General features: G+C 72.4%; 7 protein-coding genes. 2 read left to right on the top strand and 5 right to left on the bottom strand.

Features of this window, described 5'->3' with window-relative positions:
- Positions 1-48: 48 nt before the first annotated feature.
- The 3 genes from ACN28I_RS28755 to ACN28I_RS28745 are packed head-to-tail and all read right to left on the bottom strand — an operon-like array spanning position 49 to position 8,357.
- Positions 49-1,893: an SWIM zinc finger family protein gene (locus tag ACN28I_RS28755; RefSeq protein WP_420945120.1), complete on the bottom strand. Its 1,845-nt coding sequence runs from the start codon at positions 1,891-1,893 to the stop codon at positions 49-51.
- Positions 1,841-2,386, bottom strand: a complete 546-nt coding sequence (locus ACN28I_RS28750) for a HEAT repeat domain-containing protein (protein ID WP_420948734.1) — start codon at positions 2,384-2,386, stop codon at positions 1,841-1,843. The genes ACN28I_RS28755 and ACN28I_RS28750 overlap by 53 nt, the downstream gene beginning before the upstream one ends.
- On the bottom strand, positions 2,292-8,357 hold the full coding sequence (locus ACN28I_RS28745) for a HEAT repeat domain-containing protein (protein ID WP_420945119.1): 6,066 nt from the start codon (positions 8,355-8,357) through the stop codon (positions 2,292-2,294). Before ACN28I_RS28745 ends, ACN28I_RS28750 begins: the two co-directional genes overlap by 95 nt.
- A 382-nt stretch (positions 8,358-8,739) precedes the next feature.
- Here ACN28I_RS28745 and ACN28I_RS28740 point away from each other — a divergent pair, with 382 nt between their 5' ends.
- Together ACN28I_RS28740 and ACN28I_RS28735 are read left to right on the top strand one after the other, a co-directional pair.
- Positions 8,740-9,690, top strand: coding sequence for a hypothetical protein (locus ACN28I_RS28740; protein WP_420945118.1), 951 nt, complete (start codon positions 8,740-8,742; stop codon positions 9,688-9,690).
- A 332-nt stretch (positions 9,691-10,022) separates the two neighbouring features.
- On the top strand, positions 10,023-10,436 hold the full coding sequence (locus ACN28I_RS28735) for a hypothetical protein (protein ID WP_420945117.1): 414 nt from the start codon (positions 10,023-10,025) through the stop codon (positions 10,434-10,436).
- A 43-nt stretch (positions 10,437-10,479) separates the two neighbouring features.
- On the opposite strand, the gene ACN28I_RS28730 is transcribed toward ACN28I_RS28735, so the two are convergent.
- Both ACN28I_RS28730 and ACN28I_RS28725 read right to left on the bottom strand, forming a co-directional pair.
- Entirely contained in the window at positions 10,480-11,382 is a 903-nt protein-coding gene (locus ACN28I_RS28730) for a hypothetical protein (protein WP_420945116.1), read from the bottom strand.
- Between the two features lie 245 nt (positions 11,383-11,627).
- On the bottom strand, positions 11,628-13,178 hold the full coding sequence (locus ACN28I_RS28725; RefSeq protein WP_420945115.1) for a hypothetical protein: 1,551 nt from the start codon (positions 13,176-13,178) through the stop codon (positions 11,628-11,630).
- Positions 13,179-13,652: the final 474 nt, after the last annotated feature.

Here is a 13,652-nt window from a genome sequence, read left to right as displayed (position 1 = left end):
TGGCGCGTCTGCCGTGCGTCGTCGCGTCCACCCCTCCTCCTGGGTTTTCTACACCATCCCGCCCACCGAGTCGATGAAGCCTTCGGCGGCCAGCGACTCCAAGCGCGCGAAGTAGGCCGAGCGGGCCTCGCCGTCCGTGTCGAACCACAGCCGCTGGTGGCGCTGCTCGCCCAGGCGCGGGCCCCACTCCACCGACACCAGCTTGCCGTCCAGCGACACCCGGTACACCTGCTCCTGGCCGGACTCGTCGCGCCGCACGTACGAGCGCGTCTCCGCGCGGATTTGCGCCCGTCCCTTCGGCGTCTGCCGCAGCGCCTCCTCCTGCGCCCGCTGCCGCGCGTACGCGAGCCGCAACGCAATCATGTGCTCGCACGGGCCCTCGCGCATCCCCGAGCGCCGGTAGGGCGGACAGCCGCAGCTCGCCTCGCGCACCCGCCCCTCCAGGTCCAACATGAACCCGGGGAAGAAGCTGCGCACCGCCTCGCGGTCCACCACCTCGCCCGTCAGCCGCGTGCCCACGCCCACCACCTCGTGCACCTTGGTGAGCTTCACCTCGCCCGCGCCCGGGCCGCCGTCGCCCAGCAGCCGGTGCGCCCGCTCCTCGCGCTCGTTGCCGTAGCGGATGACGGCCTCGTCCACCGGCGCGGAGAGCAGCTCGCGCGGCCGGTACGTGCCCTTCGCAATGTCATACAACACGCGTCCACGCAGGCACTCGAGCTGTAGCGCCCCGCGCACCGCGTCCTTCGGCGCGTCCGTCCCCGAGGCGAGCGCCTCGAAGCTCAGCGGGCCTTCCTTGCGCAGCCGGCCGCGCAGCTTCTCCGCGAGCCCGTCCGGCACCGAGCGCGGCATGAGCGCATCGAAGGCCGCCGCGCTGGACCAGCCGCTCTCCGTCCACCCGGTGAGAGCCAGCGTCAGCGTCGCCGGGCCGAGCTCAATCACCCAGAACACCGGCAGGCCGGGCCCGAGCATCTGCACGCGCACGCCCTGCGCATGGGGCAGCAGCCGCGCGAGGGCCGCGAGCCGCTGCCGTCCGAAGGTGCGCACCACCGCGGGCGCGCTGCCCTGGTACTTCGGCCCGTGGCACTCCAGCACCAGCTCCCACGGCTCCAGCACGAGCCTCGGCTGCATGCCGGGGACGAGCTCGAAGCGCAGGGCGCGCGGGGCCTTCTTCGCCTTCCGTGTGCGCAGCGCGAAGAGCAGGTTGTACAGGTCGATCGGCGCCAGCGTGCAGGTGCTCGCGGGCAGCGTGGCGGCGGACTGCACCTGGAGGAAGCCGCGCAACCACGCATGGGGCACCTCCACATTGCGTGGGGCGCGGGACTCGGTACCACGCGCGGGCAGCGCCACGTGGGCCTCCAGCGACACCGGCACGTAGGTGCGCAGCCGGTCCACCTTGGCCAGCAGATCCGCGGGCACGTCCAGGAAGGTGGAGCCGTGCGCGGCCTCGCGGCCCTCGAAGAGCGAGTTGTCGAAGGACAGGCGCGCATAGGCACTCTCGTCGCGGGAGAACACCTCCAGCGACACCTGGTCCGGGTCCACGGTGAGGACGGGGTCCAACACCGCGTCGGCCTTCTGCTCGCCCTCCAGCGACTGCTCCAGGAAGGCCTTCTGCGCCTCCCAGATTTGAGCCGTGGCGCGCTTGCCCTGTTTCATCAGGTAGGCGAGGTACGCGGTGCGGTCCTTGCCCCGGTAGCGCAGGTCCGAGGCGAGGATGCCGAGCGTGGCGGCGAGCGCGTCGCGGAAGAGCGCGGGCTCGCGCACCCGGCCGCGCACGCCCACGGTGCCGCGGGAGCCCTCCAGGGCGAGCTGGATGCGCGAGGCATTGGCGCCGACGTCCACGTCACTCGTGGTGGCGTAGCGCAGCTCGACGGCGTGGTGGGTGGCGGTGCTCACGACGGGCTCCCTTCCTTCCGGGCGCGCTCGGCGGCGCGGAGTGCACGTTTGTGGGCGCGGTAGGCGGCCTTCCGCAGCTCCACGGATTGCGACTTGTCGAAGGCCTGGCCGCGCAGCACTTCCGCGGCCTCGGTGCCGCCCAGGCGGCCCAGGGCGGCCCACCCATCCTGCCGCACCTGCTCGTCCTTGTGGGTGGCCAGCGGGCGCAGCGGCTCCAGCTCCTTGCCGGCCAGCACCGAGGGCAGGGCCATGCGGCGGGCCTCGGAGGTGGCGAGCTGCTTGAGGCTGCGCACCGTTCCCCCGCGGGGCCGGTGGCCACCGGGTCGAACGGCTGCACCGCCAGCGCCCACTCGGCGGCGCGCTCGGGGGCGATGCGCGCCAGGGCGGAGGTGGCGGCCTCACGCACCTCGGCGTCCGGGTCGGACAGCGCGGCCCGCAGGGCCTCGGGGGCCGTGTTCAGCCGGCCCAGGGCCCGGGCCGCTTCCAGGCGCACCCCGGCCGGGGCCTTGGCCTCTCCGCCCTGGAGGATGTCCTTGCCCGCCTTGGCCAGCTCCGTCACGCCCAGGCACGAGCCCGCCCAGAGCAGCCGCTCCCAGGCACTCTCCAGGGGCTCGCGCTTGGGCTCGGGCGTGGAGGCCCACTCGGAGGCGGTGCGGCGCTCGGCGGTGGTGAGGGCTCGGCCCAGCATGGCGCGCTCCTCGCTGGACCAGGCCCGCGAGGTGTCCGCCTCGCCCGTACGCGCGCCCACCAGCCACGCGGCCTCCTCGCGAGCGGAGGGCTTCTCGTGGCCGAGCAGGCTCGCCAGTGCTCCGGCGGGCAGCGACGCGCGCCGCACGAGTCCCCGGCGCAACCGCTGGCGCAGCTCCTCCTTGTCCAGCGTGGCCAGCCGCGGCAGCAACTGCATGGGGTCCGCCTCGGTGGCGAGGTAGCTGGCGGCGGGCTCGGAGATGTCCTCCTGCTCGCTGGCCACGGCGAGGAACTCCACCCGGATGCGCTCCTTGGGGAAGAGCGCGTCGAGCGCCTTGCGAGCCGCGGCGCGCAGATCGTCGTCCCAGTCGTTCAACGCATGCGCCAGCGTGCAGCTCGGCGGCGGTGTCCCCGAGCTTGCCCAACTCCTGGGCCGCGGTGAGGCGCACCTCGTTGCCGGCGTTGTCGTCGGCCAGCAGGGTCTCCAGCCGGGAGCGCGCCCGCTCGCCGCCGATGTGCCGCAGGCCCCGGACACCGGCCTGTTGCAGCGCGGTGGCGGTGGCCTCCATCGCGGCGAGCTCCACCTTCTCCTCGACGCGGCGGCGATCCTCTCCCTCGGGCAGCTTGGGGGCGAGCCGGCCCAGGCCCTCGAGGGCCGCGGCCACCATGCTCTCCTCCACGGGGGCCTCGGGCGTGCCACCGGCGGCCACCTGCTCCAGCTCGGACAGGGCGCGCGCGTCGCCCAGCGTGCCGAGGGCCAGCAGGGCGCGCTCGCGGTCTCCCTCCTCGCCCGCGCGCACGTACAGCAGCAGCGGGCGCAGGGCACTCGGGCGGCCCCGGAAGGCCACGCCCTCGGCGGCGGGCAGCATCAGCTCGCGAGCACCGCCGCGCAGCACCTCCTCCAGCGGCTCCACCTTCGCGCCCTTGTGGATGACGCGCGAGGCGTAGCGGGCCACCGACTCCATGCGCACCGTCACGTCCCGGTCCGCGAAGAGGCCGGCGAGCAGCTCGTCCTGGCCCACGTCCTCGCCCTGCTCCAGCTCGGTGGCGGCGGCCTTGCGCACCATTGGATCCGCGCTGCGCACGGCCGCACGGAGGAAGCGCATCGCCAGGGCCATGTCGCGCTTCGTCTCGCCCTTCTCGTCCTTCTGGGGCGGGGTGGCCACCTCCATGGCGGCGCCCACGCAGGCGTAGCGCACGGTGGCTGCTTCATCGTCGAGCTGCCGTGCCAGGGCGTCCACGGCCTCGGCCCGCCGGGTGTGTCCGAGGGCCTTCACGAGGGCGAAGCGCTCGTTCAGCTCCGTGGCCGTGCGAAGCCGGGCGGCGAGCGCCCCCACGGCGGCCACCGAGCCGAGCCGGGCCAGGGCCTCCTGGGCGCGCTTCACCGCCGAGGCATTCTCCGAGCGCAGGAAGGCGGCGAGCACCTCCACCGCGCGGTCATCCTGGCGCCAGGCGAGCAGCTCCGCGGCGCGCAGGCGCAGGTCCTCGTGCTCGCTGCCCGCGGCGCGGCCGAGCGCCTCGGTGACGCGCGAGTCATTGGCACCGGCGAGCCGCTCGATGACGCCTACGCGCAGATCCGCGTGCTCGCTGCCGAGCGCGGCCAGCAGGGGCTCCAGGCTGCCCGGAGGGCTGAGGCGCTCCAGCAGCTCGAAGGCGTACTTGCGCACGTCGGACAGGGGCGAGTTGAGGGCGGCGGTGAGGCGGCCCTTGGCGGATGCTCCCCGGGCGGCGAGCTCATCCAGCGCGGCGCGGGCCACATCCGCGGAGAGCGAGGCCAGGGCGAGCGCCAGCGGCTCATCGGAGCCGGCGGGGTACAGCTCCTTGAGGCCGGCGAGGGCCGCCCTGCGCACGAGTTGGTGCGGGTCCTCGAGGGCGCGCAGCAGGGCGGCCACGGCGGCGGGCGTACCGGCATGGCCCTCCTGGGTGAGCTTCACCACACGGTCCACGGCATCGCGGCGGACACGGTGGCCCTCGTCGTCACCGGAGGACACCTGGCGCAGCAGGCCCACGTAGGCGCCGAAGGCGAGCCGGCGCAGGTGCTGCTTCTCGGCGGAGACGAGCGCCTCGGGCGAGGGCTCGGCGGTGGCGGCCTTGCCGGTGCCGGTGGTGAAGAGGCGGCGCAGCCAGTTGCGCGCGGGCTTCTCCTCGACGGGCCGGGCCTGGGCCTGGGGCGACGTCTCGGGCTTCCACGGCGCCTCGAGCGAGCGCGGGCGGGCCACCTTCGCGGCCTCGCGGAAGTAGTCGAGCGGCTTGTGGCGCAGTTGCAGCACCTGGGCGGCGGCGTAGCGCTGCTCGGGCACGTCGCTGGCGAGCGCCTCGGCAAGGCCCACCATGGTGCGGGCGCGCTCGGCCTCGGCGGGCCAGTCCTTCATGTCGCCGGCCTTCTCGGGGCGGGGCGGCTGGAGCACCTCCACGAGGTGGGCGTGGGAGGCGTCCGTCTCCGTGCGCAGCTCCAGGGCGCGGGCCGCGGCGTAGCGCACCTCGGGCCGGCCGCTGGAGAGGGCGCTGGTGAGGAGGTCGGGCGGCTCGCCCCGGCGCGAGGCGCGCAAGTCCCGGGCGAGGACGATGGCGAAGATGGTCTCCTGCACCTCGCGGGAGCGATCCTCCAAGCCGTGCAGCAGGCCGCTGTCGCCGTCCGGACCGAGCGCCGCGAAGGAGAGGATGGCGCCGATGCGAATGGGCTGGTGCTCGTGGCGCAGGTTGCCGGTGAGGACGGGCAGGGCGCGGATGTCACCGAGGCGGGACAGGCCATCCGCGGCCCACGAGCGCACGGCGACATCCGCGTGCCCGAGCGCGTCCAGGAGGTAGCCCTCGTCGCCACGGCGGCTGGCGGTGGCGAGCCCGCGGGCACCCTGCTCACGCACCTCGCTGGCCTCGTCCTTGAGGAGCGTGGTGGCGAAGAAGGACAGCAGGCGGCGCGAGCCGAGGGTGGCCAGGGCGCTCGCGGCGCGGTGGCGCAGCGGGGCGAGGAAGGCCGGCGGGTAGATGCGCTGCAGCTCCTTGTCGGTGAGGAGGTTGCGCATCGGCTCGATGATGTCCTCGGAGCCGCGGGCGGCGAGCAGCTCGGCCGCGCGCACCTTGAGGGGCAGCTCGCCGGAGCCGAGGCCCGCGAGCAGGGGACCGTTCTCGTTCTTGACGAGCTTGTCGAGCGCCTCGATGGCGGCGAGGTAGACCTGGGGCTCCTCGGAGAGCAGCAGCTTGAGGAAGGGCGAGCGCACGGCCTCGGCGGGGGCCTGGGCGGCGTTCTTCGCGGCCAGGGCGCGCAGCGAGGCGTGGGCCGTGTCCATGGCGGCGAGGTGCGGCTCCGCCTGCTCCTTGCCCACGTGCTTCACCCAGGCCTCATAGGCGGCCTGGGCCACGCTGGCGTCGCGGTCACCGACGACCTTCTTCAGCCGCTCGAGCGCCCAGCCCTCCTTGATGCGGGCGGCGAGCTCGTCCACGGCGCGGCGGCGCAGGTCCGGGAAGCGGCCGGCGAGCGCACGCTCCAGGGCCTCCTGGGGATTCTTCTCATTCCAGGCCCAGAGGGTGCGGAAGGCCTCGTCGCGCACCTTGGCGGACTCGTCCTCGAGCGCATCGCCGAGCAGGTGCACGGCGGCCTCGGAGCGCTTGCCCGAGAGCTTCACGAGCCTGTCGAGGCCGCGGACGCGCACGTCCTCGAAGGAGGAGCGCAGGGCGGCCTCGGCGCTGGAGAGGGGCGCCTCGGTGTCGAGCGTCACCACCGCGTCGAGGGCGGTGGCGCGCACGTCGGCGTTCTCGTCGTCCAGCATCCACACGAGGCGCTCGCGGCCACGGGCATCCTGGAGGGCGCGAAGGGCCTCGGCGGCCTGACGGCGGATGGCGGCGTCGGGCTCGCGGGAGAGCTGGAGCAGCGCGCCGAGTGCCCGGGCATCCCCGAGCTGTGCGAGTCCCCGCGCGCCACGCACGGCGGTGTCGGGAGTGCGGCAGGCCATGGCGGCGAGCAGCGGCTCCAGGCTGGGCTCGGCGAGGGGCTCACCGGCCTTGCCGGTGCCGGGCAGGGCGGCGCGAGCGGCACGGGCCTCGTCATCGGTTGGACGCGGGCGGCGGGAGAGGCGGCGGGCCACGTCGAGGGCGGCGCGGGCGAAGTCCTCGTCCTTCTCCTCCAGCACGTGGGCGAGGGGCCGGCGCTCCAGCACGCGCACGGTGAAGGCCACGCGGCGCACGTCGGCGTCCGAGTCATCGAGGGCGCGGGCCACCAGGGGCTGCAACTGGGGCGAGCCCAGCCAGCCGGCACCGGCGGTGCGGATGAGGACCTCGGCGCGCAGGTGGGAGGTGCCGCGCTCGAAGGCCGTCTTCAGGGGCTCGGTGCTGTCCTTGGGGAACACCTGCACCAGCGCATCCAGTGCTGTGGTGGAGACAGAGGCGTCCGAGTCCGTCAGCTTGCTGGAGATGAGGCCCGGCACCAGCGGCGAGGTGCCACCGAGCGCAGCCAGCCGGCGCAGTCCGGCGATGCGCGTGTCCGGGTAGCGCGAGTCCAGCGCGGCGCGCGGGGCGGCGAGCGGGGACTCCTTCTCCAGCGTGGCGAGCGACTCCAGCGCGGCGGCGCGCACCGCCGGGTGCTCGTCGTCGAGACGCTCGCGGAGCTTCACCCGGGCGCCGGTGCGGCCGAGCCGGCCCAGCTCCTCGGCGGCCAGCTTGCGCACCTCGTGCTCGCGGTCCGAGGAGAGCAGCGCGAGGACGAAATCGAGCGCCTCGGACTCCTCCAGCGCGGCGGCCTCGCGCACGGCGGCCTCGCGCTTGGGACGGTTGCCCTTGCGCGACTCCTCCAGCAGTTCGAAGCCGTGGGCGAAGGAGACGGTGTCGTGGGTGGGCTTGCCCTCGGTGTCCAGCTCGAAGCGGCGCACCGTGCGGTCCTCGCCGCCCGCGTAGACGAAGCCGAGCTGCACCCTGGCCTGCCGGGCGCTGACGGGCGGAGCGAAGGCGAGGGCGTGCACGGGCTTGCTGCCGCAGTCGAGCGTGCGCGGCTTGCGGCGCTCGTCCAGGCGCCACGCCTTCACCTTGCCGTCGTCGCCGGAGGAGAAGATGCGGTCGGAGGCCTCCTCGCCGCGCTCGGGAGTGGGCGTGGGCGGGAAGAGGAGGGCGAGCACGGCGCCGGTATGGCCGGAGTCCTTGTCCCCACGCACCTCGTGCTCGACGGCGCCGACGAGGTACCAGATGCGCAGCTTGCCATCATCTCCGGCGGAGACGAGGCGCCCGTCGCGCGGGGTGAAGGCGAGCGCGCGGACGGCGCCCTCGTGGCCCGGCATGTCGCGGCGGGCGCCGTTGGCGAGCGTGAAGGAGCGCACCACGGAGTCGTCACCGGCGCACGCGGCGTAGGTGCCGGAGGGGTCCACGGCGACGGCGCGCAGGGGCAGGGGCGAGGCCTGCCACTCGTGCACGCGCTTGCCCTTGGCGAGCTCCCAGGCGCGCAGGAAACCATCGAGGCCCACGGTGAAGGCGCGGGTACCATCGGGGCTGAGGGCGATGGCGGTGCAGGGGCCGCTGTGGGCGTCCTTCAGCTCGCGCTGCACGGTGCCATCGCCGAGGGCGCCGATGCGCACGGTGCCATCCGCGCAGGCGGCGACCCAGCTCTCGCCGGCATGGGCGAGCCCGAGGACGGCGGCGGGCAGGTCCACGGTCCAGGCCACCTTGTTGGTGGAGGGCTCGTAGGCGGTGAGGCGGCTGTTGGAGGCGGCACGAGCACCCCCGACGAGCAGCAGGCGCGGGGTGGCCGCGAGCGCGCGGACCTTCTCGTAGTGGCCGATGGAGAGTGAAGCCATACGTCGGAATCCTCCGGACGGAGGGGTTTAGCACAGGTGAAGCCAGCTACTTCCGCCGTCCTTCAGGTTTCCACGCCTGTCCGGCAACGTGTCCCTGGTGCGACTCCCGTCCGGGTGGCTTCATCGGTTGAGCAGGCTTGCGCTCCTGTTGTTGCTCACGGGATGCGCTGCGCAGTCCCCCGCGAGGGTGCCTCGGTGGTATGGGCGGAGCGGTCCTGTCTCCGCTCAGGGCGGACCTCGAATCGTCGAGATTGACTTCGAGGCTGCCACGCCTCAACGAGCGGAGGCTCTGCGCCGCGGCGGCGTTCAACTGCCCCGGGTCTCGGAGCGGACCGCCGACCCACGCGCGCATCGTGACTTCGTCGAGCTGCGAGTCACGGCCGTGGGCTTTGGGCTTACCGAGGGCGGCTATCTCCTCTACTGCGAGGGGCTGCCGCTGCCCGTGCTCGTTCCGGAGTCACAGGTCGACCTGGGCGTGACGAGCGCCGAGCCGCTCCATTCCTCCCTCTACCCGGACCGGGACAGCGCTCTGGTGGACCTGGAGGCCAGCGCCTCGGAGCCAGGACACCCGAGGTATGCGTGGTACCGGGGAGCGGGGGGCGCGCTCATCGTGCCCACCCTCTTCTCTCCGGCCACCACCCCGCGCATCGCCCGGACGATGCTCGAGGTGCGCGCGCACCTGGCGCAGACGACCCAGCGCGAGCTGAAGGTGCTGTTGTTGACGCTGACGGGCACCAAGGTGCTTCAGGGCGTCTTCTCCCGTGTGCTGCGGGTGGGTACGGAGCCAGCGCCCCGTCTACAGCCCCGGCGGGAGGGAGTGGGCGGCAGAGCCCCGGCATCGCAACCATCCGCGCCACAAACCGCTCCACCTGCACCGGAACCTGTCCCCGCACCAGCAGCGTCCGCTCCGGTTCCGAGCGCACCCGCGCCATCGCCGAGGCTGGTCCAGGCTCTTGTTGGCAACAACCCGACGCGGCGGGTATCCCCTGGTCCACGCCTGCCTCGGGATGTCGCGGCCAGCCCCCAAGTACCTCGGGAGTTGTCGCCGAACCGGCCCATCAGTTCCAGCTCCTCCCAGAATGCGCAGCTCCAGGCGGACATCCAGTATCTGCAGGACGTCGGTGCCACGAACATCCGGGTGAACCAGCAGCAGAGCACGCTGCGCAACAGCCAGCGCGTCGGAATCAACCGACCGGACCTGCAGTTCGACTATAACGGCCGCCGCTACCATGTGGAGTACGACACGCCTACGTCGGGGCGTGGCCCAGGCCACCAGTCGCGTATTGTGTCCAATGACCCGAACGCGGAGACCATCCTCCTCATTGTGCCCTGATGGGCAAGGCTCACCGGATGACCGACAGCATGAAGGGATTGCTCCTGGAGGATCGCTGGGCGCCGATCACTTCGGAAATGGGGTTTCTGGAGACCAATGCGGAGCACGCAGCTCGCGCCTTCACTGCCTGGCACGGAGGTCTGCAGGCGCCTCGTGGCATTGCCGTGGGGGTGCGTCCGGTCTCCGGCTCCCTGGAGCAGGCCCTCTCCGCTCTTCTGCCCCTGACCAGTCCCGAAACGCGGCGGCACCTTTTTCTGCCAACACGCAGCCCCTGGACGGCGTATGTCGAAAGTGGATGGGGCGGAACTGATGCGGGGAGTGCAATGCCCGCCATGGCCCGGAGGCTGGGCTGCCGGGGCATGCGAGTGGTCGCGGTGCCCCACACCTTGCGCGGCGACAAGGGCCGCTATGGGGCCGTGATGTTCGAGCTGTACGGACCCCAGCAGACGCACTTTCTCAACTACCTGCGCACCCTCTATGTCTCCAACGATGGAGGCAAATGGGTCTTCGGCCAGTCCGGGGAGCCCCTACCCTTCGAGAAACTGGAGCGCTACCAGGCGCGCAAGCTCAGAGACCGCTTCACCTTCGACATGCTCGCGGAGTACCTGCACCACCTGGGGCTGTCTCCCTTTCAGGAGGACTTCTACCTGCCCCAGGGCGCTCCCGCCTGGCTCGTGGAGAAGACGGGAAACTTCGTCCCCGCTCAGACGGAGTACACCCTCGCTCAGGCCCGGGAGGACTTCTGACTTCCACCCCGCACGTGGCCTCGCCGAACCGTATGGGCGCCGGTCATGGGGAGCCGCCGTCTGGTACCTGCACGCCCATGGCCTGGCGAAGCAGTTGGGTCGCTGCTCCGGTGTCCCAAGGGGTTTTCATCTGGGGTGTGCGCTGGGGGTCCGGGCTGTAGACGATCTGCAGGTTGTCCCACCGGGTGGCGTCGAGCTTCTGGCAGCGGATGATGAGGCCCTCCGCGTCCCGGGTGACATCGAGCGAGGGCGAGGGCGCGCCCGGCTTCGGGATCTTCCAGCGGGTATCCCGGGCCTGGGTGCGGACGCGGATGCTCTCGGGTTTCACTCCACCCCGGGCCTTGATGCGGACGATGATCTCCCCGATGGGACCGGCCCAGAGTCCGCCCGTTTCGAGGATGTACCAGACGCGCCGGCCGTCGATGATCTTCTCGCCCGTGTGTGCACTCCGGCCGGAATAGGGGTTGGCCACCACCCCGTAGCGCACGCGGATTCGCGTGTCTCCCTGGGCGAAGCGGGTGGTGAAGACGTGCCACGTCTCGTGCCGGGTCTTGGTGAAGCCCGAGCCCGAGGAGGTGCGCTCGAGCTTCCGGGCCTCGTGGGGGACGGCCCGGCCCTCCACCCAGACGGAGAACCCCTCCAGGGGATCATGGGAGGCGTACTCGTCCGGGATATCCAGACGCACGCCCCTGCCCGGGAAGCCCACCTGCAGCTCCCGGGGCGGGCCGGGGTTGGCCATGGTGAAGGTGGCGTCGATGAGGGCGTAGGCGTCGTGAAGCTCGATGATGACCTGCTCGTGCTTCATGGAGATGCCCTGGGCGGCCTTGGCGTCCAGGGGGCGCGGCTCGGACAATCCGGCGAGCGGATCCGGGGCGATGTCGGCGAGGACAGGGGCGGGGAAGGCCAGGAGGGAGAGCAGGAGGGGCCAGGTGATGAGCAAGCGCATCGCGGACACCCTACGCCCGGCGGCCAACGCCAGGACAGGGTCTCCCAGGCAATCATTCGCGGGCCGGCCCCGCACCGCGAGCGCCCGCGGAGCGGCCCCCCCGCCACACCGCGAGCGCTCACGGGCGAGGGCCCCGGTGGTGTGGACACACACGGGTTCGCCGACGACATGCTCGCCGCGTCCCCCAAGGCACGCGGCTTCACACGAGTAGGAGCCCCCGGGCGGGAAAATCATGCACGATTTTTTTATGATTCAGGGGCGGGACGCGAATCGGTGCGCGGGACCAGCTCTTGCAGGGGCTCGTCCCGGCCGGTGGTGGTCAGAGTCCTCCGAGCCTCCACGCCGGGGTGCGCCGCGCGCAGCCTCACCAGCGAGGCCAGGCAGCTCTGCCACTCGCCCTTGGCCAGCGAGCCGGTGAACTCACCGAGCACGGGCGCCACCACGCGGGCGAAGCCCTCGTCTTCCAACCCCAGGTCCCGTACCAGCTCAATCACCCGGCGCTTGGCCTCGCTGGCGGACACCCGCCGCACCACGTTCCCCTCGCGGCCTTCCTTGGAGCGCCCCGGCGGCAGGCCGAAGAGCATGCGGCGCAGGAAGGTGCGCAGGGCCTCCACGTTGGCGAAGCGCTCGGTGGCGCTCACCGGAGACTCCGTGGCACCCGAGGGCTTCCACCCTTCCGGCAGGTGCAGCGGGCGGTGCTTCTCCCAGAGCAGCCGGATGGCGAAGAGGCCCACCTCGCGGTCGGCGCTCTCCATGAGCCACGCGAGGCGCTCGGGCCCGCCCAGGCGCGCGTAGTGGCGGCGGATGAGCTCCACGGCCACCTCGCGAGTGGAGCGCTTGGTGCTCTCGGTGAGGGAGAACACCTTCACCGCGTCCAGCTCCTCGGGGGTGAGGGTGCGGCGCTTGTCGGCGCCCTCCTCGCCCGCGTCGAGCAGGGCGTCATAGGCGAGGTTGCGCACTTCCTTGGCGCCAGCCTCGGCGAGCTCGTACACGCGGGTGTGCCAGCCCCAGGCGCGCAGCTCCACGCGCGTCACGGCGAGCGCGAAGTGGCGCACGTCATCCCGGGCATCGAAGAGAGCGGACCACAGCCGCTCGGGGGTGTACGCGTTGCGAGGCGCCTTGGGCTTGAGCTGGTAGGACTTGGACTCGGGCTGCTCGGGGCCGATGACGGGGTGGTGGCAGCGCAGGTACGTCTGGGCGAACGTCCGCACGGGTGCGGGCTGCTTCGCGCCGAGCGCCAGCTCGAAGAGGCGCTCCAGGCCCGCGGTGGCATCACCGGACTCGCTGAAGTCGGCGGGCGCCACGTTCTCCAGCAGGTAGCGGTGGGCGAAGTGGTGCAGCGTGGGGTCCGCGCGCCGGGCGAGCGCCAGCAGCCACGCAATGCCCACGTCCCGGGGCGCGAAGAGCTTGCGGTTGCCGAGCAGCTTGACCGCCACCTCCCGGTACTTCGCGTTGAAGACGAGCCCCTTCACGCGCTCCACGTCCAGGCCGGGCAGCGCGTCCGCCTCGGTGAGCCAGTCGGAGACGGTGTCACCGAAGTTCGGGTGGATGGCGCGGTCGAGCAGCCAGTCGGCGCCGATGTCCGCGGGCTTGAAGGCCTTGAGCGACTCGAGGGCCAGCTCCTCCACGTCGCTGCCATAGGACTCCAGGCGCGAGTCATCGAGCAGGGCCTTCCAGAAGGACACGGGCAGCTCGCCCTTGCCGTACTTGGACTTGAGGTACTTCGTGGCCCATTCCGTCTGCTCCTCGTCGCCGAAGAGCATGTCGAAGAGGAACTTCTGGGTGCAGCTCGGCACGGTCGAAGCTCTGCTCGAGCGCCTTGGCGGCGAACTTCGCGGTCTGCTTGTGGACGAGCAGCCGGCCGAGGAAGTCCGGGCCGAGCTCGCGCGGGTTGCGCTTCTCCAGCACGGCGGCGGCGAAGGCCTTCACGTCGGTGTGCTCGCCCTCGAGCAGGGTGGCGAGGCGCTCGGGGGCGAGGTCCTGCGCCTGGGCGCGGGCGTATTCGATGGCGTAGGTGCGCGCCTTGTTGCTCTCGGAGACGAGCAGGGCGAGCACGGCCTCGTGGAGCCCGAGTCCGCGCAGCTTGCCCTGGTGGAACTCGGGGGAGCCCTGGAGGGTTTCCACGAGGAAGTCATGGGCGCTGGCGAGCGGGCGGCGGGCGAGCCGGTCCAGCCAGGCGGGGGTGATGTTGTTGCGCAGGGTCTCGGGGAAGTCCTTGCGCAGACCCTGGATGGCGAAGCGGGCGGCGGGGTCCGACTGGCAGGTGTCGA

Origin of the sequence: Archangium gephyra, assembly GCF_049060025.1 — a bacterium.
Classification (GTDB): domain Bacteria; phylum Myxococcota; class Myxococcia; order Myxococcales; family Myxococcaceae; genus Archangium; species Archangium gephyra_A.
Note: the sequence above shows the minus strand (reverse complement) of the source record. Positions and strands in the feature narration are given on the sequence as shown.

What these genes read in the sequence shown, in the direction of transcription:
- ACN28I_RS28730 (WP_420945116.1), bottom strand. Translation starts at nt 11,382, where the DNA reads ATGCGCTTGCTCATCACCTGGCCCCTCCTGCTCTCCCTCCTGGCCTTC.
- ACN28I_RS28745 (WP_420945119.1), bottom strand. Translation starts at nt 8,357, where the DNA reads ATGGCTTCACTCTCCATCGGCCACTACGAGAAGGTCCGCGCGCTCGCG.
- ACN28I_RS28735 (WP_420945117.1), top strand. Translation starts at nt 10,023, where the DNA reads ATGGCCCGGAGGCTGGGCTGCCGGGGCATGCGAGTGGTCGCGGTGCCC.